This window comes from Gluconobacter sp. NFX36 (genome assembly GCF_049887835.1).
GTDB classification, from domain to species: domain Bacteria; phylum Pseudomonadota; class Alphaproteobacteria; order Acetobacterales; family Acetobacteraceae; genus Gluconobacter; species Gluconobacter japonicus_A.
The window spans coordinates 36,986-63,274 of the sequence record NZ_JAGEKJ010000001.1; the positions used below are offsets into that span (position 1 = coordinate 36,986).

Annotated in this window: 20 protein-coding genes and 1 tRNA gene; 7 read left to right on the forward strand and 14 right to left on the reverse strand. The window is 54.7% G+C overall.

The features are described from left to right. Position 1 precedes the first annotated feature (1 nt). Complete coding sequence (locus J4P41_RS00180; RefSeq protein ID WP_426065694.1) at positions 2-946, reverse strand: glycosyltransferase family 2 protein; 945 nt, start codon at positions 944-946, stop codon at positions 2-4. A gap of 284 nt (positions 947-1,230) precedes the next feature. Between J4P41_RS00180 and J4P41_RS00185 the strand changes: the two genes are divergently transcribed. Further along, positions 1,231-1,884, forward strand: a complete 654-nt coding sequence (locus tag J4P41_RS00185) for a TetR/AcrR family transcriptional regulator (RefSeq protein WP_426065695.1) — start codon at positions 1,231-1,233, stop codon at positions 1,882-1,884. Positions 1,885-1,910: 26 nt separating this feature from the next. Here the strand turns inward: J4P41_RS00185 and J4P41_RS00190 are convergent, their stop codons facing one another. Beyond that, positions 1,911-4,172 carry a TonB-dependent receptor gene (locus tag J4P41_RS00190; RefSeq protein ID WP_426065696.1) on the reverse strand — a complete coding sequence of 754 codons (2,262 nt, stop codon included), beginning with the start codon at positions 4,170-4,172 and terminating at the stop codon, positions 1,911-1,913. Between the two features lie 182 nt (positions 4,173-4,354). Between J4P41_RS00190 and J4P41_RS00195 the strand changes: the two genes are divergently transcribed. Next, the gene (locus J4P41_RS00195; protein ID WP_426065697.1) at positions 4,355-6,622 is read left to right on the forward strand and encodes a TonB-dependent receptor; all 2,268 of its coding nucleotides are present in this window, start codon (positions 4,355-4,357) and stop codon (positions 6,620-6,622) included. Positions 6,623-6,688: 66 nt separating this feature from the next. On the opposite strand, the gene J4P41_RS00200 is transcribed toward J4P41_RS00195, so the two are convergent. Further along, the gene (locus tag J4P41_RS00200; RefSeq protein WP_426065698.1) at positions 6,689-8,485 is read right to left on the reverse strand and encodes a putative bifunctional diguanylate cyclase/phosphodiesterase; all 1,797 of its coding nucleotides are present in this window, start codon (positions 8,483-8,485) and stop codon (positions 6,689-6,691) included. A 452-nt stretch (positions 8,486-8,937) separates the two neighbouring features. After that, complete coding sequence (locus J4P41_RS00205; protein ID WP_426065699.1) at positions 8,938-9,621, reverse strand: Fe2+-dependent dioxygenase; 684 nt, start codon at positions 9,619-9,621, stop codon at positions 8,938-8,940. A gap of 305 nt (positions 9,622-9,926) precedes the next feature. On the opposite strand from J4P41_RS00205, the gene J4P41_RS00210 reads away from it, so the two are divergent. After that, positions 9,927-11,882, forward strand: coding sequence for an adenine deaminase (locus J4P41_RS00210; RefSeq protein ID WP_426065700.1), 1,956 nt, complete (start codon positions 9,927-9,929; stop codon positions 11,880-11,882). A 63-nt stretch (positions 11,883-11,945) separates the two neighbouring features. Beyond that, complete coding sequence (locus tag J4P41_RS00215; RefSeq protein ID WP_426065902.1) at positions 11,946-13,082, forward strand: HupE/UreJ family protein; 1,137 nt, start codon at positions 11,946-11,948, stop codon at positions 13,080-13,082. Positions 13,083-13,314: 232 nt separating this feature from the next. Here the strand turns inward: J4P41_RS00215 and J4P41_RS00220 are convergent. From J4P41_RS00220 to J4P41_RS00245, 6 genes are all read right to left on the reverse strand, one after another. Next, a tRNA-Glu gene (locus tag J4P41_RS00220) sits at positions 13,315-13,390 on the reverse strand. Between the two features lie 41 nt (positions 13,391-13,431). Further along, positions 13,432-15,231 (reverse strand): single-stranded-DNA-specific exonuclease RecJ, encoded by a 1,800-nt coding sequence (gene recJ, locus J4P41_RS00225; RefSeq protein WP_426065701.1) that lies wholly within the window; start codon positions 15,229-15,231, stop codon positions 13,432-13,434. A gap of 10 nt (positions 15,232-15,241) precedes the next feature. Beyond that, the gene (glpX, locus tag J4P41_RS00230; protein ID WP_062014957.1) at positions 15,242-16,243 is read right to left on the reverse strand and encodes a class II fructose-bisphosphatase; all 1,002 of its coding nucleotides are present in this window, start codon (positions 16,241-16,243) and stop codon (positions 15,242-15,244) included. Next, complete coding sequence (locus tag J4P41_RS00235) at positions 16,240-17,529, reverse strand: homoserine dehydrogenase (protein ID WP_426065702.1); 1,290 nt, start codon at positions 17,527-17,529, stop codon at positions 16,240-16,242. Before J4P41_RS00235 ends, glpX begins: the two co-directional genes overlap by 4 nt. Then, positions 17,526-18,752: an LL-diaminopimelate aminotransferase gene (locus tag J4P41_RS00240; RefSeq protein WP_426065703.1), complete on the reverse strand. Its 1,227-nt coding sequence runs from the start codon at positions 18,750-18,752 to the stop codon at positions 17,526-17,528. The genes J4P41_RS00235 and J4P41_RS00240 overlap by 4 nt, the downstream gene beginning before the upstream one ends. Positions 18,753-18,849: 97 nt before the next feature. Next, complete coding sequence (locus tag J4P41_RS00245; RefSeq protein ID WP_327791927.1) at positions 18,850-19,998, reverse strand: hypothetical protein; 1,149 nt, start codon at positions 19,996-19,998, stop codon at positions 18,850-18,852. 18 nt (positions 19,999-20,016) lie between these two features. Between J4P41_RS00245 and J4P41_RS00250 the strand changes: the two genes are divergently transcribed. From J4P41_RS00250 to J4P41_RS00260, 3 genes are all read left to right on the forward strand, one after another. Beyond that, on the forward strand, positions 20,017-20,658 hold the full coding sequence (locus J4P41_RS00250; RefSeq protein WP_026017357.1) for an ATP-dependent Clp protease proteolytic subunit: 642 nt from the start codon (positions 20,017-20,019) through the stop codon (positions 20,656-20,658). A gap of 53 nt (positions 20,659-20,711) precedes the next feature. Further along, positions 20,712-21,695: a hypothetical protein gene (locus J4P41_RS00255; RefSeq protein WP_010500788.1), complete on the forward strand. Its 984-nt coding sequence runs from the start codon at positions 20,712-20,714 to the stop codon at positions 21,693-21,695. A 199-nt stretch (positions 21,696-21,894) separates the two neighbouring features. Further along, positions 21,895-22,860: a diguanylate cyclase domain-containing protein gene (locus tag J4P41_RS00260; RefSeq protein ID WP_426065704.1), complete on the forward strand. Its 966-nt coding sequence runs from the start codon at positions 21,895-21,897 to the stop codon at positions 22,858-22,860. Positions 22,861-22,902: 42 nt separating this feature from the next. Here the strand turns inward: J4P41_RS00260 and recA are convergent, their stop codons facing one another. The 4 genes from recA to J4P41_RS00280 form a co-directional block, all read right to left on the reverse strand. Next, a complete protein-coding gene (gene recA / locus J4P41_RS00265) occupies positions 22,903-23,937 on the reverse strand; it encodes a recombinase RecA (protein WP_010500791.1) in 1,035 nt (344 codons plus the stop codon). A gap of 174 nt (positions 23,938-24,111) precedes the next feature. After that, the gene (locus tag J4P41_RS00270; protein WP_426065705.1) at positions 24,112-25,188 is read right to left on the reverse strand and encodes an EscU/YscU/HrcU family type III secretion system export apparatus switch protein; all 1,077 of its coding nucleotides are present in this window, start codon (positions 25,186-25,188) and stop codon (positions 24,112-24,114) included. Positions 25,189-25,191: 3 nt separating this feature from the next. Further along, positions 25,192-26,019 carry a flagellar biosynthetic protein FliR gene (locus tag J4P41_RS00275; RefSeq protein WP_426065706.1) on the reverse strand — a complete coding sequence of 276 codons (828 nt, stop codon included), beginning with the start codon at positions 26,017-26,019 and terminating at the stop codon, positions 25,192-25,194. Beyond that, positions 26,016-26,288, reverse strand: a complete 273-nt coding sequence (locus J4P41_RS00280) for a flagellar biosynthetic protein FliQ (protein WP_426065707.1) — start codon at positions 26,286-26,288, stop codon at positions 26,016-26,018. The genes J4P41_RS00275 and J4P41_RS00280 overlap by 4 nt, the downstream gene beginning before the upstream one ends. Between the last annotated feature and the right edge of the window lies 1 nt (position 26,289).

Genomic DNA, 26,289 nt, shown 5'->3' on the forward strand with positions numbered 1-26,289 from the left:
CTTAGTCTGTCGGGTACAGAGCCCGGTTTTCCCGGAAACCATCTCGAAGATAATGTTGTAGCGCGCCAATCGTGTAATGCTTTTTTACATCCGGATTGGCTTCAAGATAGGCGTCGTGATTCCATAGAGTGGTTGGTAGGCCAGGCCCTTCAACGAAATTGATCGGCGTTGAGCCCGCACCGATAAAGACACGCACACTGTTGTCATAAAGATGGGCGTACTCCTCGGCCGTAGTCAGGAGAGCCTCGACGGCGTGAGCTCCTTCGGCGTGTGGCTGAGCGAGATATGTTCGCAACGCAGTTTCATCATCAGCATCTACCAGACCGCTCACCTTGTTTTTCAGTCGTGCCCGCCAAGCCTGATAAGGGACATGATGATCATGCAGGTAGGTCAATGCGGTACTCTTGAACTCATCACGAATGGCTGACCGTGGTTCGTGCTGACCATTATCACATACGGAGATCGTTTTCGCTGCGACAAACCCTTTGTGGAAATGACGGACAGGCGCATACCAGCCAGGCCGACCCGGAACATTGAAAAGGGACGTATCAATTCTCAGGGCGCAATCCGTCCCTTTAAGCGCATCAAGCCCAGCGTGAATTGCGGTTTTGTCTAGCGAAAGGCCGTCTTCTGTAAAAATGGCAAGGAGTTCATCGCAGTCGACGGGGAGGGCGAAATCATAATCATGATTCCCGTCCCAGCTATGGATGATGTTGGTAAAATGACCGCCTTTGTTATGAAAATCATGGGGTTGGTTCAGATCTCGCCGAACCACTACCCCGCGCTTTTCGGCGCTATCCAATATGGCGATTGTTTGTGGATCAAGAGATCCGTTATCGAGAATAGTCAGATTTTCGAAGCCGAAAAGCCAAGCATAATGTGCGATCCAGCGGGCGAGTGCAGTACCTTCATCCCGCTGCATCATTGCAACGCGCACAATAGCCATGATTATACTCTTCCCAATGCTTCCAACATGCGACGCAGGCGAATCGTTTAGAGGCTGATTGCAAAATCAGACGCGCCTCAACAGCATTACATAAAGAAGTTCGATACTTTCCGCTATCCTGCGCCCATATGAGCGAGACGGGAGCCCTGCCTCGTACCGTTAGAATGCTCACAATTTCATGAGGGGTGTTTTTTCCGAGAAACGCACCAATCTTAAGCCTTGTGAAAAGCCTCTCGATTTCGTTAAGGCTAGAGACAAGACCTTTTTCAACAGGGAGGCCGGGTATGTCCCAGTCATCATCTTTAGCGGTAAAGGAAGTTTTTCCGCCGCATCTCGGAGATATGAGGGCAGGGCGTTCGCCTGGTCGACCCATCAATCTTCTGCTGAAAGACACGATTCTGACAGCAATTGCCACGGTCCTGACCGAAGAAGGGTATCAGGGCCTGACGATTGGTAAGGTGGCCAAGGCCGCAGGCGTTTCAACTGCAACCGTTTACCGGCGTTGGCCTACGAAGCAGGCCATGTTCTTTGACGCAATCCGTCAGTGGAAGACCAGCCTGACCCCCGATGTCGATACGGGAAGTTTTCTTGGAGACGTCGATCAGCTTGTAGAGGCACGTATCCGGTTTCTGGCGACCCCACTTGGGCGCACCTATGGCACCCTGCTGGGTGAGGCAGTTCACAACCCGGAATTCGGAACTGTCCTGCGCGAGGTCAGCATTGAGCCGGCTCGTCTGGAAATGCGCCGCTTTCTGGAGCGTGCAAGACAGCGTGGTGAAGATGGGTTCTGCTACCCGGCCGAGACGGTTCTGGACATGCTTCTCAGCACAATACACTTCCGCGCAATGGACACATTGTGGAACTGTCCGCTGGAAACAGAGGCCAATATCCGGGATCTCAAGGGGCTGGTCCGTTGCATGATTGGAACCCGCCAGTAAGCGGGCTTCAATCATCTGCTTCCAGGTCAGAAGTTGCTTGAAATACGGCCACCGATAAACCGCGGGGTGCCGGGGATATAGAAGTAGGTTGTTGTCGCCATCCCGCCGCTTTCGAAATACTGGCGGTTCAGGATGTTCGACGCATAAATCGTAGCTTCCCAGTGCCCTGAAGCGGGGTGCAGGGTGGCGTGGGCGCCCAGCAGGAAATACGGTGGAAGGCGATAAAAGCCGGTTCCTCCAACGGCAATGGCCTGATTCCCCCGATAAGACCAGTCAGGCCCGACATCGAGGCCCAGCTTGTCTGTGAGGGGTTGCCGCCATTCGGCCTGACCGTTCAGGGTCAGTTGGGGCTGACCGTTATCCACGCCTGCAAAATTATTGGTTATGGCTTTCCACACGCCTGTCTTGGCGTAATAGGCATTTGTCGCAGCGCGATTGACGTTCGGGAAATCCTGATAGTTGCCCCGCTGCCAGCCAATATTCTGCGTCACAAAGACGTGCTGCACAGGGTGCATTTCCAGCGTGCCCTCAAAACCCCAGCTTTCGGATTTTGGAACATTGGTAATCTCGCTAAGCGGACCATAATTCGGAATCAGAACTGTGCCGACGACCTGTTGCCCATGGAAATCATTGTAGAAGGCCGCGCCGTTCAGGCGCAGTTTTCCAGGGATCGGATCGCTTTTGAAGCCGACTTCGTGGGTCAGCACTGTTTCCGGCCCGAATGGGTCAAGCTGAGCTTGAATCTGGGTATTGTTTGCACTGAATCCGCCCGGTTTGAAGCCTTTGCTTAGCTTGTAATACACTATGGTGCTTTGCAGCATCTGCCATGAGACGCCAACCTGTCCGGCAAACTGGGCCGAGGCCGTACTCTCAGGCTGAAAGATATGGGTCGATCGGCCGAAGATTTCCGATTTCAGACCTGTCAGTGAGCGATCATCAATTTCGTGGAGCAGACCTCCGAACAGCGTCACGTTATGCGGCAGACGATAACTGATATGGCCAAACTCGGACGTGCTTTCCTGGTTCATCCCAAAGTTGGTGGACATCATGTAGCCGCGGGCGGAGTAATCCGTGTAATCGAACAGAAAGCGCTGTTTCATCCGGCTGCGCTGATAGAATGCGCCGACAACCCATTGCAGGCGGCTGGACGGATCACGGGATGAGAGCCGCAGTTCCTGCGTAAAAGCGTTGGCGCTAATGGTCCGATAAGTGTCGGCCTGTGAGGCAGATGTTCCGTCCTGATCCGTGTATTCGCCCTGACGTTCTGTCTCGAAGGCACTGATGGATGTGATTTTGGCAAATCCCAGATCGCGGTCAATATGAAGATCCCAGCCCCAGAACTGATTATGCTCGCTGGGTTTGAGACTCCGTGGACGGCCAATAAGATCCGCGAACTGAGGCCGGAGAGACCATTGCGCCTGCTGCCGTCCCAGAGAGGGTAATCCCTGTGATCCAATCAGACGATGAACGGGAATCCCGGTCACGACTTCGCTGTCATCCTGAACGAAATGGCCGGATAGCAGAACTGTTGTTTTGCTATCCGGGCGCCAGCGAAGCTTTCCGCGTAAGGCCCAGGAGTCTGCATCCCCCAGGTGAGCACCCGTAACAGGATTGGTTTGCCATCCGCCACCTTGCCGGGTTTGTCCGGCCAGACGAAAATCCAGCCCTTTGGCCAGCGGGCCAGAGACATAAGCTTCGCTTCTGCTGCGCGCATAGGATGCAATGTCTTCGCTGGCGCCATAATGCCAAGTGCTCGTCGGGTCCGCCGTGTGAAAGCGGACTTCGCCGCCCGTGTCAGACTGTCCATGCGTGGTGCCGACCGGGCCCGGTGTAACGGTTGCATCTGCCAGATCGAACATCAGGCCGCTGGCCATGGTCGAAAAGGCAAATGGCACGTCATCGAAATAGGTTAGAACGGTTGGAATGTTGTTCTGGGTAAAGTCGTTGAAGCCTACGCCGCGAAGATAGAAGTTTGTGGAGGCTGTGCCGTTGATGGACTGAATCGTCAGATTGGGGGCAACACGCTCGACGTCGCGTAACGTCACAACACCGCGCTCGATTAGGCGCTCTGCGGTCAAGCGCGTATCGGCATCCGGCTGTTTCTGGGCGGCTTGAAAAGCAAAATCCGTTCTTCTGACGCTGACCTTGATGGTCTCGTCCGTGTGCGCCTCAAGGGCTTTTGGAGTGATGTGCCGGTGTGATTTCTGGCTGTGTGGAAGCGTCTCTGCGAAGGCGGACGTGGCGCTCAGAAGGCTGGCGCCGAGAAAAAGAACCCTGCGAAACGACATGGGAAAAGTAACTCTTCTGAAAGGGGAGATACCGGCACACGGCAGAAATTGTGGCTTTTATATCTCACCCGAAAGCCAGAGCAAGCAAACAGGAGGAAAAGAGTCCGCTTCGGCTTGATACGTTATGATATAACATAATACAAAGCTGCCGCTGATTATCTTTTTCGTCTGTTGAGGACTGCATGCTGCCTTTTGTGTCTGCCCGATCTTTCTTTGTGCTCCTTGGATGCACGACCGCCCTGTGTGGCGCTGCTCATGCACAGGACGCAACGGCAGGGACGACGACTGCTGAAACTGAAACCTCCCGGTCCAGCTTCGGTCATTCCGACAATCAGCACGGAACGACAGTGACGGAGACAAGTCGGACGGGCGAAGATGATATTGTTGTCAACGCCCATCTGGAGCGCGCGCGTGACGCACTTCAGTCCTCCACGGGGGCGACTACCTATCGTTTCAGCCGTCAGGATATCGAAACCAATCCGGGTGGTGACAATGCACCGCTGACCTCTGTTCTGCTTCAGGCTCCGGGTGTCGCGCAGGACAGTTATGGTCAGATCCATATCCGTGGCGATCATAACGAAGTTCAGTTCCGTCTGGACGGTGTGGCGCTGCCAGAAGGCATGAGTGTCTTCGGTCAGGCGCTGATGACCCGCTTTGCCCATTCCATGTCCCTGACGACGGGCGCACTTCCCAGTGAGTACGGATTCCTTCAGGCTGGTGTGATCGATATCAACACCAAGAACGGTTATTCCGACCCTGGTGGCAGCATCTCCATCTACGGCGGCGCGCGCGACTATTTCTTCCCGTCACTTCAATATGGCGGTCACAAGGGGAAGTGGGACTGGTTCGCGACAGCTGACTATGTTCACAACCGTGTTGGCATTGAAAATACGACCCCCAGTTTCAATGCGATCCATGATCTGACCAATCAGTATCACTTCCTCGGCCACGCCCGTTACACGGTCGACGAGAATACCCGGATCAGCCTGACGGCAGGTGTTTCCAATGCTGAGTACCAGCTTCCGAACAATCCGGGTCAGCAGCGTCAGTTTGCCAACCCATCCTATCTTGGAAGCTCTTTGTCCCAGAACCAGTACGGTACTGGAGACAGTGGAAGCCTGAGCGAACATCAGAAAGAAATTACCGATTTTGGCATGCTGTCCCTTCAGAAGGATATGGGCCGTCTGAGCTTCCAGACGTCTGCCGTTCTGCGATACAGTTCCCTGCGATATTCGCCCGATCCTCTGGGTGATCTGGTTTATAACGGTATCGCCCAACGTGCGGCCCGTTCCGTTTTCTCAACAGGCACCCAGACGGATGCGACCTGGCAGGCGGCGAAGAACCATACCGTCCGCTTCGGCTATCAAATCTATGTCGAACGCAACACGTCCAAGTCTGACTCAACCGTTTACACACAGACGGGTGAAGACGACGACGGTAACGCCGTTTACTCCGGCGATACGGCGAACATTCATGAGGGTTCAGGCCGGACTGGCTGGATGTATGGACTGTATGCCCAGGATGAGTGGCGCCCGATCAAAAACCTGACCATCAATTATGGTCTGCGATTTGATGGTGTGGATGAATATACCCATTCAAAGCAGGTCAGCCCGCGCATCAATATCGTTTACAAGCCGTGGCATGGTGGAACCTTCCATGCGGGCTATTCCCGGTACTTCACGCCGCCGCCGTTCGAACTCGTGACCGGAACGGCCCTGTACAAATACACAGGCACCTCTGCGCAGCCTGCGAACTATAAGAACAGCACGGTCAAAGCTGAGCGCGACCATTACTTTGATGCTGGTTTTTCCCAGACGATCCTTCCGGGCTGGCATGCGTCGTTTGATGCCTACGTTAAACTGGCGAAGAACATGATCGACGAAGGACAGTTCGGCTCGCCGGTCATCTTGTCGGTATTCAATTACCGGCGTGGTCAGGTGCACGGATACGAGTTCTCAACGGATTACACACGCGGCCCATTCAGCGTGTACGGCAACTTCTCCTGGTCGCGCGCGATCGGCAAGGATGTGGTGTCCGGGGAGTGGAACTTCGATCCGGACGATCTGTCCTACATCAAGAAGCATTGGGTCCATTTGGATCATGACCAGCGATGGACGGCGTCTGCCGGCACAAGCTACACGGCGTTCTACAAGACCGGCCATCCGCTGCGTCTGTCAGCAACCATGGTGTACGGAAGTGGCCTGAGAGCCGATGGTGCAACACCGAATGGTGCGTCGGTTCCGCAGTATGCGACGTTCAACCTGTCTCTGGTTCAGTCCTTCAAGGATCTGTTCCATGTTCCATTCCTGAAGCAGACGCAGCTTCGTCTGGACGTCACAAATCTGTTCGACAAGACCTACCTTCTGCGTGATGGCAGTGGAATTGGTGTGGGCGCGCCGCAGTATGGTCTGCGTCGGACAATCCTGACGGGTATCGATCAGCGGTTCTGAATAATCAGAAGAGGCAGACGCGAAAGTGTCTGCCTCTTCTTTTGTCTTGCCGGCTATGAGTGGAATTTATTCCGCCACTTCCATATTCAGAACGAACGGGTCATGGCGTATCCATGGTGGTCCATTCATGTTCAGGATATGGGGGATTTGCGAAAGGGGAATGGCTTTGGAAAAATGCCATCCCTGAAAGAAATCACATCCCATAACGGCGAGAGCATCTGCCTGTTCGGCTGTTTCCACCCCTTCGGCGACCACAACCCGTCCCATACTATGGACGATATCGATCACTCCCCGAATAATGGCAGTATCAATTCCACGTTCGGTCACACCTGCTGTGAAGACGCGGTCAATCTTGACGTGGTCGAAGGTTACGGTGCGGAGATGGGTGAGAGACGCAAACCCTGTTCCGAAATCATCAAGTGAAATCTGGATGCCTGCCTGATGGAGGCTCTTCAGTTCATCCAGAATGTGCTGGTTGTGCATTCCGAAAAGAATCTTTTCAGTGATTTCGATAGTAATTTTTTCGGCAGGCACGGTATGGCGCTGCATTTCGCGAAAGAGTCTTTCAGTGAAATTATGATCCCGGAAATCTTCAGACGTCACGTTGATGGCAACGCGCTCGAACGGGATGTTCTGTTGTGTCAGATGGTGAATATCCGTCAGGGCCTGACGCAGCACGAAATCGCCAATAGCGATGCTGAGTTCAGCATCTTCAAAGGCTTCATGGAAATAATGTGGGCCGAGAAGCCCACGTTCGGGATGGTCCCAGCGTAGAAGGGCTTCAAAGGAAGGGTGGCGTTTGTTGTCTCTGGGAAGCACGAGTTGATAAAAAAGCTTGAATTGCTTTTTCTTGAGACCAAGCTGAATAGCCTTTCTCATGCGGGAGCGCCTTTCGGTCTTTTCCTTCATGAACTGGGCGTATTTCTTGATACGGTTGCGTCCTTCAGCCTTGGCTTCATAAAGCGCAAGATCCGCACATCGCAGGATCTCACGTCTCCGGCTGTCATTAAGGCGTGAAACGGCATAGCCCAGACTGGCGCTGCAATGATGCGTCAGGCCACCGCCCCTGAAACGAAAGCGCATCGTTTCAAGAATCTTCCTGAGCCGGATTTCAAATGTCTGCGGCTCATCTGATACCATGATGATGGCGAATTCATCGCCTCCAATACGCGCGATAAAGCAATCTGTTGCCTGAAAGGCTTTGAGTCTGTTGGCAATACGCTTGAGCAGCCGGTCGCCGGATTCATGGCCTGAGGTGTCGTTAATGGCCTTGAAAGTATCAATATCGAGAAGACACAGGCAGACATACCGATTGTCTGGATGATCGTAGGTGAAAAGATCTTTGAGGTATTGGGAGAATGATGTGCGATTGGGAATATGCGTCAGGAAGTCCGTATTAACTGCTACCTGAAGCTTCAGCTTGTTAGCCGTAAGTCGTTGTTCGGCATTTTTCCGGGCGGTAATGTCGAAGCGGATCGCAACGTAGTTTGTGACTTTTCCATTTGAGGCACGTCGCGGAACAATCGTTGTATCAACCCAGTAAAGCTGACCATTTTTCCGCCGGTTGCAGATTTCGCCATGCCAGACGTTACCCTGTGCAATCGTCTTGTACATTTTCTGGAAAAAGCCTGAATCATGAATGCCGGAATGGAGCATTCGATGATCCTGATTGATCAGTTCTTCGCGTGAATACCCGCTGATTTCAATAAATTTATCATTGGCAGAGAGGATCTGTCCGCGCGTATTGGTAACGGCCACAATAGCTGAGCAGTCCAAGGCGTGCAGAACAAAAGAATCATGAGCACTTTCAGACCACGCCTGAAGTGACTCGAGGTAAGTTCCAAAATCAGGGGGAGGTATCACAAAGTCTGTCCCGCTCGTCCATATGATGTGAGTGTTGCGAGAAAACACTAACAAAACGCTAAAAAAATATTTCAGTGCCTCTGTTTCTGGCGAAAGCCAGTACAGCAAAAGAGGTTTGCCAGAAGGGCGGCATTTTTAAAGCAGAATAGTTGTAAATGCTAGAAACGCTTTGATTGATCATGCAACCTGGCTTTTTGGCTCTCCGCTGGAGGGGAGGGATGCCGCTGCTGCTTTTTAGGTGAGGTTGGGGCAATCTGAAAACAGACGTATTTGTCTGAGTATCCGAGAAAATGAACTCTGAGAAGGGGTAATGCTGGCCGGGTATTCTATGTTACCCGACCTGCATGACTGACACGCAATGCTGGTATTGTCTTGTTCGAATACAGACTGTTCTGTTTTCAGATCATGGAGAGGGTGCAGGACGCTCCAAGGCGTTGCTTGGAACTGCTCAATTACAGTTCAGCCCATTGCCGCAGAAGATTATGGTAAGTGGAGGTCAGGCCGAGAACTGCTGGGTGATCATCGGGAAGTGCTTTGCGGGTTTCGATAATGGAACAATCGAAATCATATAGCAGAGCGCGTTTGGTATCGTCCCGAATCATGGATTGAGACCAGAAAAAGGACGCCCAGCGGCTTCCACGCGTAATACGATTGACGCTGTGCAGACTGGTGGAGGGATAGACGACCATATCGCCCGCTGGCAGTTTGATGCTTTGCTGGCCATATGTGTCCTGAATGACGAGTTCTCCACCATCATAATCTTCCGGGGAGGATAGAAATAGCGTGGAGGAAACATCTGTTCGAATACGAAAACCTGCGCCAGGAACAGGGCGGATGGCATTATCGACATGAGCATTGAAGTGCATTCCGGTATCGTACCGGTTGAAAAGGGGTGGATAAACCCGCAAGGGCAGGGCTGCACTGTTGAACGTTGGATTACGCCCCAAGGCGCGGAGAACGATTTCCCCTAACTCCCGGCATATGGCTGAATCCTGCGGAATTTGAAGGTTCAGTTTGGCTTTTGCAGACTGCTCTCCAGCTGTAACGCGGCCGTCCGTCCATTCTGCAGTCTCCAAGCGTTCGCGGCAGTAGCGAACTTCCTCGTCGGACAGAACATTTGGAATATGGATGAGCATGTTTCTGAAGCTTCCCTGTGGTGAAATCTGGCCCTTTACGGCCCAGTCCAAAATATTTTCTGTAAATAAGAATGACTCTCATTGTTGTTTTTAGAGCCCTTTGAAGATCCCTGCAATCCACAGCGTGTTTCATGTGTTTGTGTATCCGACGAAAAGCTCAGAGACGTAGGAAACGGATGGAGACCGTACGGAGTAGGATATATTCTGCTTCAGAGTGTTCGATTAAAAACATCTCCGGAAATATTGCGAATACGTTATTAGTAAGCCTACACTCCGGCACTTTTTTGAGTGACTGGATCATCAAAATGCCTATCGTCCTGTCTCTGTGGCGTCGTTCCATAATCGCCCTGTCCTGCTTCTGCATCGGGAGTTTTATGGAGGCGGGCGCGATGGCCTCGGGAGTAGCTTCCGATGTGCCTACGGCAAGCCATGTGCTGCATCCGATTGTCTTCAGCGATGAAGTCAAAACGCGGCAGACCCTTGTAGCTGTTGCGCTGGGACGGGAACCGGCCGATCTTGTGATTCACAATGCTCGGGTACTGAATGTCTATACTCTGAGTTGGGAAGACGGGCAGGATATTGTTATCGCCCGCAAACGCATTGCATGGGTTGGTCCAGCCGGGCAGTGGAAGGGCCATGCGTCTTCGGTGTTTGATGCCAAGGGCCTTCCGGCAGTACCGGGCTTTGGAGAGTCCCATAAGCACATCGAAAGCTCAATGTTGTCCCCGGAATGGGAGGCGGCTCTTGTCATTCCGCTTGGAAATACCTGGACGACAGAAGGCTCACATGAATTTGCCAATGTAAGCGGCGTGCATAACGTGGAGTTCTGGCTAACGCCTGAACGGCTCGGAAGCCCACTGAAAATCTTTCCTGCTTTGGGATCGGCTACGCCGCCTTCCGCTTTTGAACAGGGTGGGGGCAGTTACGCCTATCAGGAAATTGCGGACAATATTCGCAACAACCCACGAGTTCAGGGGTTGGATGAGGTCATGGACTGGCCTGCGGTATCCAACCCTGCACACCCCGGGCATCAGCGTATTTGGGAGAACATTCAGGCGACGTTTGATAATCGTGGGGTGATCGACGGTCACGGTGCCGGTTTGTGGGATATGGATACGATCAACGCTTTTGCGGGCGCGGGTCTGTCCAGCGATCATGAAACCCGTTTGCCGCAGGAAGCATGGAACAAGCTTCAGCACGGTTTGTTCCTGCAATTGCGGGATGATAATATTGAGCGGGCTATCCCCTATTTCGTTAGTAAGGGACTGAAAAGCTGGAGCAATGTTTCCCTTGTCACGGATGATCGGAATGTTGCGGATACCCTGAAGCAGGGGACGATGAACTATCATATCCGGCTGGCTATCAAGATGGGTGCTCCGGTAGAAGCCGCTTATGCCATGGCGAGCTTATATCCGGCGCAGCACGGCCATATGGACCAGATTGTAGGATCAATCACGCCGGGTCGTTATGCGGATGTGGTTCTTCTGTCGTCTGTGCCAGATGTTAAAATCAAATATGTTTTTGCAAATGGAAAGCTGGCGGCTCAGGATGGGAAGTATCTTCTTCCTGTTCCGAAAATCACATGGCCGTCCTGGGCCTCTGATACCATTCATATTGGCAGGAAGTTGACGGCAAAGGATTTTGAAATCCTTGCTCCTCAAGGCAGGACAACACAGGTCACAGCCGCCATCCAGGCACCGTTTTATACTGACCCCGTGCAGAAGACCGCGACTTTATCCGTTGTGAACGGCGTTGTTCAGCGCGATATTGCCCATGACATCATCAAAGTCGCGACTGTGGATCGCTACATGGGGCAGGGACGTCTGGGAAAGATGTTCTGGACGGGCAATGGCCCAAAGACGCCAGACAGTGCGATTGCCACATCTGTTTCTCATGATCTGCATAATATCACCGTCATGGGGACGAGTGACGAAGCCATGGCGCTAGCCGTCAATCGCATTGCCGAACTCAAAGGAGGCATCGTGATGGTGTCTCACGGCAAGGTTCTGGCGGAAATGCAGTTGGAAATTGCAGGTCTGATGACGAGCCGGTCCATTCCGGACGCTGCGGCCAGCATGGAAAATGTCTATGCCAAAGCGGATACTCTGGAATGGATTGGAACGCCGGGATATCCGCGGAGACTTCTGATATCCATGATTACATGCAGTCCCTTCACATGGCGGCTGGTTGTTCCCTATCCAGGTAATCCCAGCGGGCTTGTGCTTCTTCAGACGGGGCAGACGATGCCGACGGTCTGGTAAGGTATGAGGAAGGTTCGCAGCCTGGGACGGTTTTTCAGGACTGTTCTTTGCGGCTTGCTCATTGTGACCCTTTTCGGGTTGGCCTCTGTTGCTGAGGCTGACCCTGAATCCATAACGAGAGTTCTGGTGTCATTGGATCGACCTGATGCGGCCACCGTCATGATCGATATGGATCTGACGGTTCTGCTTGGTGATCCCGCTCGTTATTATGCCTTGGCAACCGGAAAAGGGCCGCAACATACGGCAGAAGTGCAGCATGTCGCTGCTCTTATTACCCGTGTTCTGCCGCTTTTTGCAGGATCGAAACCGTTACACCTCTCGTTCGTAAAGTACAGTTTCTCTCAGAAAAGCCAAGCAGAATACATGGATCTCGCAGCAGACAAGCCTGCGCATTTCCAGTTTGATGTTGCGCTGCCTCCGGAGGGGGAAGCTTTACAGCTTCGGATACCGCTGGGCGCTCAGATCGATTACCCTGTTGCATACACGCTCCAACTTCCTGAGCGACATTTTACACAGACCCGGTGGATGGATGCGGGACAACATGAAAGTCTGTCCTTCGAGTATCGTGGCAAACTTCCTACTCATCACGCTGATCAACCTGCCAGTTTTGATCCAGATACGTTGGCGTGGTGGCAACAGATTCCGATCTATCTCAAGCTGGGCTTCAAGCACATTGTTCCTGAAGGAACAGATCATATCCTTTTCGTTCTCGGGCTTTTCTTCCTTGGGATCAGTCGGCGGAAACTGCTTTCACAAACCACGGTCTTTACCGTTGCGCACGCGACAACATTGTTTCTTTCGACCTATGGGATTTTCGAGCTTCCCAGTCGTTTTGTAGAACCTGCGATTGCGCTGTCTATTTCATTTATTGGGTTGGAAAATGTCTTCAGGCCCCGGTTGGGCATAATGCGGCTTTTGGTGGTTTTTGCGTTCGGGCTGATTCATGGCTTTGGTTTTGCCAGCAGTCTAAGCGAGGTGCCTTTCCCCAAGCGTGATTTTATTGGTGCTCTTCTGGGGTTCAATCTGGGTGTCGATGCAGGACAGCTTTTTATCATCCTGCTTGCGACATTGGCGGTGGGCTGGTTCAGAAAGCGCCCATGGTTCAGAAGCCGTATTGCGATACCTGGCTCGCTTGTGATTGCCGCTATCGGTCTGTTCTGGGCAGGGCAACGCATCCTTGCGTATAATCTATTGTTTTGAAGTATTTCTCGAGGACATACGGGCCACTGGCGTGGTGCCTCAGGCGTAGGAACGATCTATCATGGACACAGTGTAGACTGATCCGACAGTCAATCCCGGTATATTGAGGTGAGATTGTTGAAAGCTTGAACTCAGCCCATTTACACACTTAACAGCAGATAGCACTCGCACTGAAGTGGTCAGAATGAGCTGCTCATTCTGTATGAGGAACTCAGTTTTTAGCTGAATACCTTGGTGTCCCGTACGGGATTCGAACCCGTGTTGCCGCCGTGAAAGGGCGGTGTCCTAGGCCTCTAGACGAACGGGACTGGAGGCGTGAGCGGGTGTATAAGGGGGTTCCGGACCCTCGTCAAGCGGCTGAAACGTCAGAAATGAAAAAAGTTAGATTTTTTCTTTCCTGCCAGGTTTCGACCCTCAAATGTCCCGCCAGATGCAGAAGCGGCATTGCTCGATCTTCCAGAAGTGGCACGAAGGGTTTGTCTCCTGCACGGAAGACGAGCGCCTTCAGTCGGGTCCCTCCGTCCTCACCCTGGAACATCAGACGCAGCGTATTGCCGTCTTTGCCGATCCGATCGCTTTTGACGCATCGTACATTGCTGATCGCCAGAACGGGCTCCTCGTTACCTGGTCCAAAAGGAGCCAGTCGCTCAAGCTGGGAGGCAACTTCAAGCGAAGCACCGCGCAGGGTTAGAACACCGTCGATGCGCAGCGCTTCCTGTACAGGGAGCGCGTGTGCTTCGGAGAGAGTGGTATCCAGAAAGTCATGGAATGCTGGAGCATTGTCGCTTGTCAGGGAAAAGCCTGCTGCCATGGCATGACCGCCACCTGTGACCAGCAGACCGGATTGCCGTGCCGTAATGATGGCATTTCCAATATCGAGGCCCGGTACGGAGCGGGCAGAGCCTTTAATGATGCCATCTGTATAAGCCCCCACAAGGGCAGGGCGATTAAAGCGTTCCTTCAAACGTCCAGCGACAATCCCTACAACGCCGGGATGCCATGCTTCCCCATGCAGGAAGATAACGGCGTGTCCGTTTTCTATTTGCTGCTCGGCCCGCTCCATGGCCTGCGCCAGAATACCGGCTTCAACTGATTGGCGCTGACGATTGACGCTGTCGAGCTCATCCGCCAGCGCTCGGGCTTCAATGACGTCGTCAGATAAAAGAAGACGCAGACCCAGATTGGCTTTTGCAATCCGGCCACCCGCGTTGATCCGTGGGCCAAGTGCAAAACCGCAGGCCATGGCACTGGCTTCCTCCTTGACGCCCGCGACGGAAGACAGGGTTGCCAGACCGAGCCGTTCCCCACGGCCCATGACGCGCAGTCCCTGCATGACCAGAGCACGGTTCAGGCCGGTCAGAGGCATCACGTCACAGATGGTGGCGAGGGCTGCGAGGTCGAGGCGTTTGAGAAGGTCAGGCGGCTGACGTCCGTCCGTGAACCAGCCTTCCTGACGGAGGAGGCGCACTGTGGCGACCATTGTCAGAAACGCGACTGCGGTGGCGCAGATTGATCCCAGACCGGAGGTGCAATCCAGTCGGTTGGGGTTTACAACAAGACCTTTGGGAAGAATGGAACCATCTGGCTTGTGATGGTCCAGAACAATAACGTCGGTCTGACCATGGAAGCCGTTCAGAATGTCGATGGCTGCTGTTCCACAGTCGATGCAGACCAGAAGGGTCGCACCGTCAGCGACAAGCTTTTCCAGAGCGGTTGTATTGGGGCCGTAACCCTCGGTCATCCGATCGGGAATATGCGTGCTGACTGTGCAACCCATTTCACGAAGCGTATCGCAGACCAGTGCAGTCCCGCAGGCCCCATCGACGTCATAGTCGCCGAAAAGGCCCACATGCTCATGGTTGCGAACAGCTTCGGCCAATCTGGATGCGGCAGCATCCATATCCTGCAGGCAGGATGGATCGGGCATGAGATCGCGGAGGCGTGGGTCCAGAAAAGAAGCAGCTTCCGTGGCGGAAACGCCACGGGCTGTCAGGATACGGGCCAGAAGTTCCGGAATGGCTGCACGCTGGGCCAGACCGAGGGCGAGGCGGTTATCTGCCTCTGCCAGACGTGGATCACGCCAGATCCACCGACGGTTGCCTGCGCTGCGGGATACTCCGAGGACCAGGCCCGTATCGTCTTCTAACATGCTACTCCATTCAGGATGGTCGATTTGTCTTCAGGCTGAAGTCGTGATGGCTCTCAATATAGCGAACTGTGCCTGATTTTGAACGCATGACAATCGAATGCGTCTTTGCGCGCGTCGGACCGAGACGCTCGACACCCTTCAGCAGGGAGCCGGTGGTAACGCCTGTAGCGCTAAACAAAACGTGACCGGCTGCCATGTCGTGCAAACCAAGAAGGCGCGTCGGATCTTTGCCATCGGCCATTTCACGGGCGCGTTCACGCTGTGCATCGTCTTCAAACAGCAGGCGGCCCTGCATCTGGCCATTCATGCAACGGATTGCTGCGGCTGCCAGAACGCCTTCGGGCGCACCGCCTGAACCAGCATAAAGATCCACACCGCCACCATCGATACAGGTTGCGATTGCTGCAGCAACGTCACCATCGCTCAGAAGCTGAACGCGGGCACCGGCCTGACGGGCGCGGGCAATCAGTTCTTCGTGGCGCTCACGGTCAAGAGTACAGAGAACTAGGTCCGAGACGTCGCGGTTCTTGGCCTTCGCAAGGTTGCGCAGGTTCTCTTCGATGGAAGAGTCCAGATTGACGACATCCTCCGGCAGATCCGGTCCGACGACGATCTTTTCCATGTAGATGTCTGGGGCATGCAGGAACTTGCCGCGCTCGGCGAGAGCAACCACCGTAATGGCATTCGGCAGGCTCTTGGCGCAGAGGTTCGTGCCCTCAAGCGGATCGACCGCGATGTCCATGGCTGGGCCGCCGGAGCCGACCTTTTCACCGATGTAGAGCATCGGTGCTTCGTCCATTTCGCCTTCACCAATGGTGACGACGCCATCAATGGCAACCGTATCAAAGGCGGCGCGCATGGCCTGAACGGCCGCCCCATCGGCGTCGTTCTTCAGGCCACGGCCTGTCCAGCGGTCAGAGGCAATGGCGGCCGCTTCCGTGACGCGGACAAGCTCCAGCGCCAGGTTGCGGTCGGTAACGCGGTAAGGAAGAACACTTGTGGGATCGATCACTGGAGAGAATCCTCGATCTTGAGCACTAAAGGAGCCCCATTAACGACTGGGAGCGCGGAAAGTGCTGTTATAGCTGCAGAAATAGCCTTTTCTGGGGCCTGATGAGTCACCAGGGCCAGATGTGCTCGTCCCGCCGCAGCGTCATGTTGCGAGACGAAATGCACGGAAACATCATGGTCACGGAGAACGGATGTCAGATCGGCCATGACACCAGAACGATCTTCCACATCCAGACGGATATAGAATGCGCTCTTCAATTCCCCGAGACTTGTGCAGGACACAGGTGCCGGAGCACTTTTGACGCCCCAGACCGGGAGAGTTGCCCCGCGGGCCAGGTCGATCAGGTCCGCAACCACGGCACTTGCCGTTGGGCCTTCGCCAGCGCCACGGCCGGAAATTGTGATGGGACCGCTGAACGGCCCCTGTGTGGTGACGGCATTGAAGACCCCTTCCACGGCGGCAATGGCTGCCTTGGCAGGGACGAGGCAGGGACGGACCCACGCTTCGATCCCATTATCCCCGGTGGCGCGAGCCATACCGAGCAGTTTGATACGGTATCCCAGTTCATTGGCGAACGTCAGGTCCGAGGCTGTCACATCTCGGATACCGTGGACGGGGAGGGTGTCGAAAACGATGGGCTGGAAGGCAATCCCGGCAAGAATGGCCAGTTTGTGAGCCGTGTCCCAACCATCAACATCCGTGGAAGGCTCTGCTTCTGCGTATCCCTTGGCCTGTGCTTCTGTCAGGACGTCCCCGAAATCGCGCCCGGTCGTGCGCATTTCCGTGAGGATGTAGTTGCAGGTGCCATTCAGGATGCCACCCACGCTATCCAGACGATCAGCTGCTAGTCCTTCGCGGACGAGCTTGATGGCCGGGATTCCGCCAGCGACCGCAGCCTCAAAGAACAGCGGCGCAGCATTTTCGGCAGAGAGACGCGTCAGTTCCGAGCCATGCAGTGCAACGAGTGCCTTGTTGGCCGTCACGACAGGCACACCACGTGTCAGAGCCGTTTCCACCATGTCGCGTGCCGGGCCTTCGGAACCGCCGATCAGTTCAACAACAACGTCGATCTCGGGGTCCTGTGCGACGGACACGGCTTTGTCATGCCAGCGCATGCCAGACAGATCGACGCCACGGTCTTTGTCCCGGCTGCGCGCCGTGATCGCGACCACTTCGATCGGCCGACCGGCCCGGGCCGTAATCGTTTCGGCATTCTTCTGAAGAAGACGAATGACGCCGACACCGACAGTCCCTAGTCCGGCCAGTCCGATCCGCAGTGGTTTCACGATGATGCAGCTCCAAGAAGATCAGCGGTCGATGCACCGGCACCGTGCCGGCTCATGAAGCTCTTGATGGCCCGCGTCGCCTGACGCAGCCGCTGAGTATTTTCGACAAGTCCGATCCGGACGAACCCTTCGCCATATTCGCCAAAGCCGAGGCCGGGTGCGACGGCCACGCCAGCTTCTTTCAGCAGGAGCTTGGAAAATTCCACGCTCCCCATGTCAGCGAAAGCGGGGGGAATAGGGGCCCATGCGAACATGGATCCGGCGGGGGTAGGAACGTCCCAGCCAGCAGCGCTCAGGCCGCGCAGCAAAACGTCCCGGCGATCCTTATACATGGCGCGGATGTCGGACACGTAATCCTGTGGGCCATTCAGAGCCGCGACCGAGGCCACCTGGATCGGCGTGAAAGCACCATAATCCAGATAGGACTTGATACGCGTCAGGGCCTGAATCAGCTTCGGGTTGCCAACGGCAAAACCCATGCGCCAGCCCGCCATGGAATACGTCTTGGACATGGAGGTGAACTCCACGGCCACATCCTTCGCGCCTGGCACCGCCAGCAGGGATGGCGGCGGCTCATCCGCATTGAAGTAGATCTCGCTATAGGCAAGGTCTGACAGGATCCAGATATTTTCCCGGCGCGCGAAAGCCACGATTTCCTTGTAGAAATCGAGATTGGCAACAAAAGCCGTCGGGTTGGACGGAAAGTTGACGATCAGCGCGGTCGGCTTCGGAACGGAGTGGCGTACGGCGCGGTCCAGCGCACGCAGCATATCCTCATCCGGTGTTGCCGGAATGGAGCGGACGGACGCGCCCGCGATGATGAACCCGAACTGATGGATGGGGTAGGACGGGTTCGGCACGAGGATCGTATCACCTGGGCTGGTGATGGCAGCTGCCAGATTGGCAAGGCCTTCCTTGGACCCCAGCGTTGCGATGACTTCCGTTTCCGGATCGACAGAAACGTTGAAGCGGCGCTCATAGTAGTTTGCCATGGCGCGACGTAGACCGGGAATGCCACGACTGACAGAATAGCCATGAGCGCGCGGATCACCGACAGTTTCGACAAGCTTTTGCACGACATGAGCCGGCGGAGCACTGTCCGGGTTGCCCATTCCAAGGTCAATGATGTCCTCACCGGCCGCTCGCGCGGCAGCCTTGGCCTTGTTCACTTCAGCGAACACATAGGGCGGCAGGCGGCGGATGCGGTGGAACTCTTCGGTCATGACCAGCTCAGGGTAAGAAGATTACGGGAGGAGGCACGATAGACAGGTTTTTCTGTAAGGGGAACAGTCCTTTAAGACATGTTCCTTTCTGACCTGATCAGCCGCCATTCCTGACGCGAACACCGTTGCCGATGGCCTCGGCGCGCAGGACAATGGCCGAAGCCGGGACGCCTCGCTGGATAAGCGCATTGGCGACTGCGCGGGCGCGCAAAAGTCCGAGTGCAATTTCACGACCCTGATCGGCCGTAGACAGACCTGCGTCCGCACTCATGGCCGCACCAAAGCCAAGAATCGTAATTTTCTGATCCCCGCGTTGGGAAATGATTCGCTGATAGTCGCTCGAAGGGTCCCCTACGACGTGATCTGTCGAAGGTTGAAAGCGGATCAGCGTGCCTTCCGGGGTGGAGGTATCGATGTCCGGGCGGAGAGGGCCAGTCAGATTGGCATCTCGGGGAAGATCAAAACCTGGGAATTGTGGCGGTGGCGGCGGAAGCGCACCGATCTGCGGGAACTCTCCTGGCGGTGTTGGCGGAATTGAGGCAGCAACCACTGGCGGAAGTTCGGCTTCTGGCGCGGCTGGCTGTGGCGTTTTTGATGGGGAGGCAGGCTTGGTGACAGGCGCAGGAGTTCCCGGAGCCGCATTGACAGGAGGTGTTGTGTCCGCTGGCTGTCCTACTGACGTCATGGTCAGATTGTTCTGCTCTTCCGGTTCAGTCCCGGTCGGGTTAACGGCCGACGGTACGGTTTTCGGCGGCGGTGGCGGTATGGTGGGAAGTGTGCCCTGAGCCGCGCTCTCGCGCTGGGCCAGATTGCGCTGGGCTTCCAGCTGCATTGTCAGGTTAACGCGCGCCTCAGGGGATGGCATTTCCGGATTTTGGGCCGGGGTACGACCAACATGCGGGTATGGCAGGTTCTGTCCCGGCGGAGGCGGACGCAGTTTGGCGATCTCGCCCCCCTCAAAGCTATGCCACCATCCAGCCGGAACATCGACGGCGTCCTGATGCTGGCAGGCGGTAAAGAGGGGTGTGGCCAGCAGCAGCATGAACGGGATCTTTCCCGTATTTCTGCGCGTTACCACTTTCCCGGGATGCGTCATGTTCCCTGAACCCACTGTGCCGTTCCTGCCTTCGCCAAATCTCTGAACAGGGCGGAGACTAGCCGTTCGTGATCGGGATGGCGAGACTTCGTCTTTCCCGGACTTGGCATGAAGGCAAACGAAGCGCAGGATAGGGGGATGAAGACGCACGATGGATCTGGAAACGACATGGACATCACCAGAATGACCCTTACCCGTCTGGATGACGAGCCCGATGCCCCAGAGGCCCCGGAAGACGACAACAAGACGCTGAACAGCCCGATCAGCGAACTCGAAAGCCGCCTGTTCGACCAGCGCAAGGTTCTGATCTTTGGTGGGATCAACGACAAGATCGCGCGTGACGTCACGGGGCGCCTGCTGGCGCTTGCTGGGTCGTCCGACAAGCCGATCGACGTCTATGTGAACTCTCCTGGTGGCCATGTGGAAAGTGGTGACACGATCCATGACATGATCCGCTTTGTGGATTCGATTGCGCCTATCAACATGATCGGCACGGGCTGGGTCGCCTCCGCCGGTGCGCTGATCTATGCAGCGGGCCGTCCGGAACGTCGCGTTTGCCTGCCGAATACACGCTTCCTTCTTCATCAGCCGATGGGTGGTGTGCGTGGTCCGGCAACGGATATCGACATTGAGGCCCGCGAGATCATCAAGATGCGCGAGCGTCTGAACCGGATTTTCGCCAAGGAAACCGGACAGACCTATGAAAAGGTCGCCAAGGATACGGACCGCAACTACTGGATGTCCGCAAAGGAAGCGATTGAATACGGTCTAGTGAACCGTATCATCCACTCCGCGACCGACCTGAAGTAAAACGACAAGCTCCAAGGGGCACGGCGTGTCGCAGGGCACGCCGCGAAAATATCATGAAAAGCCTGGCTGACATCTATTCCCATCTTCCCGACGCACCGTCGGAGAAGACCCTTGAACGCGTCGATTATGAAGCGCGTCACTGGAGTAGCCCGATCAAGGGACCTCTCAAGCCGGGAACGGAAGAGCACAAGAAGGCTGTCGCGCAGATGTTCCGCGACACGTTCAATCCATACAAACCATCCGTCATCGACTGGCCGGAACTGGACCCGGAGACGCTGCATCGCATTACGTCCCTGCCGATCTGGGACATTGCGGTACAGACCGAGGGTAAGGCCCGTCTGCGGATGGCAGCCTATGCTGCGATGATTGATGACCCGGACATGAAGGACGCCTTGTCCCGCAATGCCTGGGAAGAAAACCGGCATAAGGAAGTTCTGAGCAAACTGGTCGAAGCCTACAAGATTCCGATGGCGCCCGAGCCTCCTTATGTGGAGCCCAAGGACACGGAATGGGCCTATCTCGTGACCGGTTTCTCAGAATGCGTGGATAGTTTTTTCGCATTCGGCCTATTTGCCTTGGCTGAGCGCGCTGGTCTGTTCCCGATGGAACTGATTGAGACGTTCGAGCCTGTCATGCAGGAAGAGTGCCGTCACATTCTACTCTTTGCCAACTGGCTGGCCTGGCACCGTGCGACTATGCCGTTCTGGAAGCGTCCATGGTTCGAACTGCGCGTCATTGGCGTCTGGATCTTCCTAGCCTACGAGCGCATGGGACTAGCCCGTTCCATTGACGACAATGGCGAGGAGCATACGCAGGACAACAATTTCACTGTAACTGGCGCCAAGGATATGACGAATATCGACATCAAGGTTCCTGAGCTGATGCAGCTCTGCCTTGATGAGAATGATCGTCGTTTTGCTGGTTACGATCCGCGCCTGCTGCGTCCGACGACAACGCCAGCAATTGCAAAAGTCATTATCAAGGGTGCTCATCTCTGGGAGCGCCTGCGTGGCGGACGAAAAGCTGTCGCTGAATGATGGGGTAATCAGGCTTGGGGGAGGCATAATTATGCCTCCCTCAAGAGTTCTATAAGCAATGTAGTTCGTTAATATATCATAAAATAATACTTAAAAATTATAAGTTATCGTTGATTCTTATTGAGGGGCATTGTCCTCTTATTGACCTTTTTTCAAAATAAAGCTTCGTCATGTCCTAGAGGAGGCATGGGAAGATTTTATGAAGAAAAACTCTTCGCACGAACACGACCTGCAACTCCGGCAGGATCTGGACAGGCTTACTCTGATGCTCGACGCCAGTGTGGACTGCATCAAGCTTCTGTCCTGCGATGGAACCCTTCTGCGTATGAACAGATCGGGTTGTGAGGCTTTAGGCTTGGAGCATGGCAAGACCACGTTTGGCATGAAATGGCTTGAGTTGCTTCCGCAGGATATTCGAGCCCGTGGGCGACGTGCGCTTTCTCGAGCAAGACAAGGATTCAAAGCATCATTTTCTGGCCGGAGCGAACTCCCGGGCCAGAAAACTGTCTATTGGGATAATATTTTAACGCCTGTGATGGGAGCAGATGGCGCGATTATGGCTATTCTCTGCCTCTCCAGAGACGTAACGCGCCAGAGAGAGGCTGAACGGAAACTGCGTATTGCTTCCGAAAATGATGCCCTGACGGGGCTTCCTAACAGACGAATGTTCAAGAAACATTCCGCTCTTATGCTGAGGAAAAGGAGCAGAGGAGAAGAAGTCGGTTTGCTGCTTCTGGATGTTGATTACTTCAAGCAGATCAATGACGCTTTTGGGCATGATGCAGGGGATTTTGTTCTTAAGGCAATCGCAGCGCGCCTGGAATCTGTGCGCCTTCCAACAGAATGTATTGCCAGATTGGGAGGCGATGAATTCGCCCTTCTGGCACGCAAAACCTCTAATAAACTGGCTTTGGAACAGATCGGTGCACGAATTCATGCCAGTCTTGAAGAACCCGTTCATTATCGAGGCAGGGTCTTTCAGATCGGTCTGAGTATTGGTGGAGCGATATCTTCGTCCCGGCTGAAAGAGATCAGCACTCTTTTCAAAGCCAGTGATACGGCTCTGTATCAGGTAAAATCCTCAGGACGAGGTGGTTTGATAATTTTTAGTGAAAACCCGAGGGAATACGGTTTGGAGAGTTCTGCAGGAGTTTTGCGCGCTTAACGAAAAAAGAGGCTCTTGAGAGAGCCCCTTTCTTTAAGAAGTTCAGTCTTCAGAGGTGTCATCTGCCGCGTCTGGGCCCACCATCAGGGCGTCAGCCACGACACCTGCATCCGCACGGATACGGCGTTCAATTTCACCAGACATCTCCGGGTGTTCCCGGAGGAACTGCTTGGCGTTTTCACGGCCCTGTCCAATGCGCTGGCTGTCGAAGGAGAACCAGGCGCCGGATTTCTCGACGATGTTGGCTTTCACACCGAGATCAAGCAGTTCGCCCATCTTGCTGATGCCTTCGCCATACATGATGTCGAATTCAACCTGACGGAACGGAGGCGCCATCTTGTTCTTGACGACCTTTACGCGCGTCTGGTTGCCGACGACTTCATCCTTGTCCTTGATGGACCCGATACGGCGAATATCAAGTCGGATGGAAGAGTAGAATTTCAGCGCATTGCCGCCCGTCGTTGTTTCCGGGTTGCCGAACATCACGCCAATTTTCATGCGGATCTGATTGAGGAAAATGACAAGCGTATTCGAGCGCGCCACTGTTCCGGTCAGCTTACGCAGGGCCTGGCTCATGAGACGGGCATGCAGACCAACGTGACTGTCGCCCATATCTCCTTCCAGTTCCGCACGCGGAACCAGAGCGGCCACAGAGTCAACAACGAGAACGTCTACAGCGCCGGAACGGACCAGCGTATCGCAGATTTCAAGGGCCTGCTCACCTGCATCCGGCTGGCTCAGAAGAAGCTCATCAATGTTGACGCCAAGCTTGCGGGCATAACCGGGATCAAGCGCGTGCTCAGCATCGATGAAAGCGACAGTGCCTCCCTTTTTCTGGGCTTCTGCCAGAACATGCAGGGCTAGGGTCGTCTTGCCGGAGCTTTCCGGGCCATAGATTTCGACGATACGCCCACGTGGCATGCCACCAATGCCAAGGGCGATATCAAGTCCCAGAGAACCGGTTGAAATAACGTCGGCCTGCTCTTTCGGACGCTGGCCCATGCGCATGATGGACCCTTTGCCGAATGCGCGCTCGATCTGGCTGAGTGCGCCCTCAAGCGCCTTGGTCTTGTCCATTCAATCCTCGTAATCGCTCATGGCTGGCAAAGAGGAACACGATAGACCGCACATTCTTTGCCGCATAGGGCAGATTTCAGTCGGTAAGCGTGTCGTGTTCACAAATGTTCTGGTGCTCATATTATGGTTCATGCCGGTTTCGCCAAGAGGGGAGGTGCGGGAAAGGCAAGATTTTTATTCTGCCGGGGTACTCCGGCTGCCTGGCCTTTTAAGTTTCCAGACATAGGCAATGATCGCGGCGACTACTTTGAAATGTTCCGCCGGAATTTCGCTTTCAAGAGGAAGAGGAAAGAGCGCACGCGCCAAAGGCGGGTTAGAGACGACCGGGACACGATGATCCTGCGCCGTCTCCCTGATCCGAGCAGCAAGATCATCCATTCCTTTGGCGACAATTCGGGGTGCGCTGGATTTCCCCTTCTCGTAAACGAGCGCTACCGAATAATGGGTGGGGTTGGTTACGACAACTGTTGCGTTTTTGACGGCTTCCATCATGCGCTGTTTGGCCCGTCTGGCTCGAAGGGCCTTGAGTTGCCCCTTGATGTGAGGATCACCCTCCGTGTTCCGATATTCTTCTTTCAGTTCTTCCCGGCTCATCTTGAGCTTGGCGGTGTGGCGGAAGCGCATCCAGAAAATATCCCCGCCCGCAATGACAAGTTGTGCCAGAGCCATGCTGATGGCGCCGCTGAAACCCAGATGAGCAATTTTTGTCAGGATGGCCGCTGTAGTCAGACCCGTCATACTGCGCGCATCGGGAATGATGCCTTTGGCAAGCTGCCAGAGGACTGCCGTAAAAATAAGCAGCTTGATAACGGCCTTGAATGTATCCGGCAGAGTACCGCCACCAAGGATGCGTGTCAGACCGGCCATAGGTGAAACACGGGACATCTTAGGGAGGAGTGAGGCGGGATGAATCAGAAAGCCCGTTTGTAAAAAACCTGCTGCCAACGTGAGTGCTGTGACCAGACCAGCGACGGGAATAGCCAGTTTCAGCCCCGCGACAATGGAATGTTCTGTAGCGACCAGAAGACCGTCCTGAACCATGGAAACAGTCCCGGCATTGGCCATCAGGCTCTGCATGCTACGGACAAAATCCGTCACTAGAAAAGGCAGAAGTGTAAAAACACCCAGTATTCCGGCCATCAGGACGATGAAACTCATGGCTTCACGGGAGAGAACAATCTGGCCATCATCCCGGGCTTTCTGAAGCCGTTGTTGGGACGGGGCTTGTGTTCTGTCTTCTGCGTCTGCCATGGATTACAGACCCGGCAGAGCGCGCAGCACGTCAAAGGCCTGTCCTTGCCAGACGGTCAGCATGGCCTGCAGCGTCAGTCCAAGAAGGGCAATTCCTCCCAGCATCTGAAGAGGATTGGCAGCATTATAGATTTGTAGAGCAGGAAGAAGGCGCGTCATAATGCCAAGCATCATTTCCCAGATCAGGGAAAGGATGAGAAAGGGCGCGCTGAGTTCTAGTCCGAGTGCAAAGGCCTTGCCGGTCATTTGAATGACGCTGTGTGCTGCATCTCCGAGGATTGGCCAATGATCAATGGTAGTCTGGTCCATAAGGGCACCCCCGGGGGGAATGAGGTCATAACTGCCAATCATTGCCCTAACCGGGAAGATATAGGCTCCGGTGATCAGAAGCATCAGGGGCGCAAGAAGGTTCATGAATCTGGCCGGAGCTGAACTGTTTGATCCAAGATCCGGGTCTGGCTGAAGAACGCTGGAAATACCGATGAACATGGCGATCATCTGGCCTGCGATAGGAAGGGCCATGGTGATCAGCCGGGCCAGCCAGCCAATCAGAACGCCCGCAAAGAGTTCAACCGCAATCATCCCGCCCAACCCCAAAGGCCCCAGAGCATCAAGCCTGCCCATATTCAGCAGAGGAGCAACGAGAGGCAGGACCAGAAAGGTCAGCGTCAGGGCAATGCCAGCCCGGACCATCATGGGCAAAGACTGTTCCCCAAGTCCCGGCATGACCATGACCGTCGCTCCCGTGCGGGACAGAACGAGCAGGAAAGCGAGGGCCCATTCCGTTAGCGCAGGCCCTGCGAGGTCCGTAGGCAGAAACATGGGAGTCATGTTGTGCCGACGAGAATGAGCTGGTCAAAAAGATGGCGTGTGAATGTCAGGAGTGTTGCTGTCATGAATGACCCTGCCATCATCATGACAGCGCCAATGGCAATGACCTTTGGGACGAAGGACAGTGTGCTTTCATTGAGCTGCGTAACCGCCTGCACAAGAGAGACCAGCAATCCAACCACAAGAGCCGTGAGCAGAGCGGGGGCACTCAACTTGAGGGTAACGATGAACGTCTGCTCAAGAATGGCGCCGAGATCGATCGCCTGCATG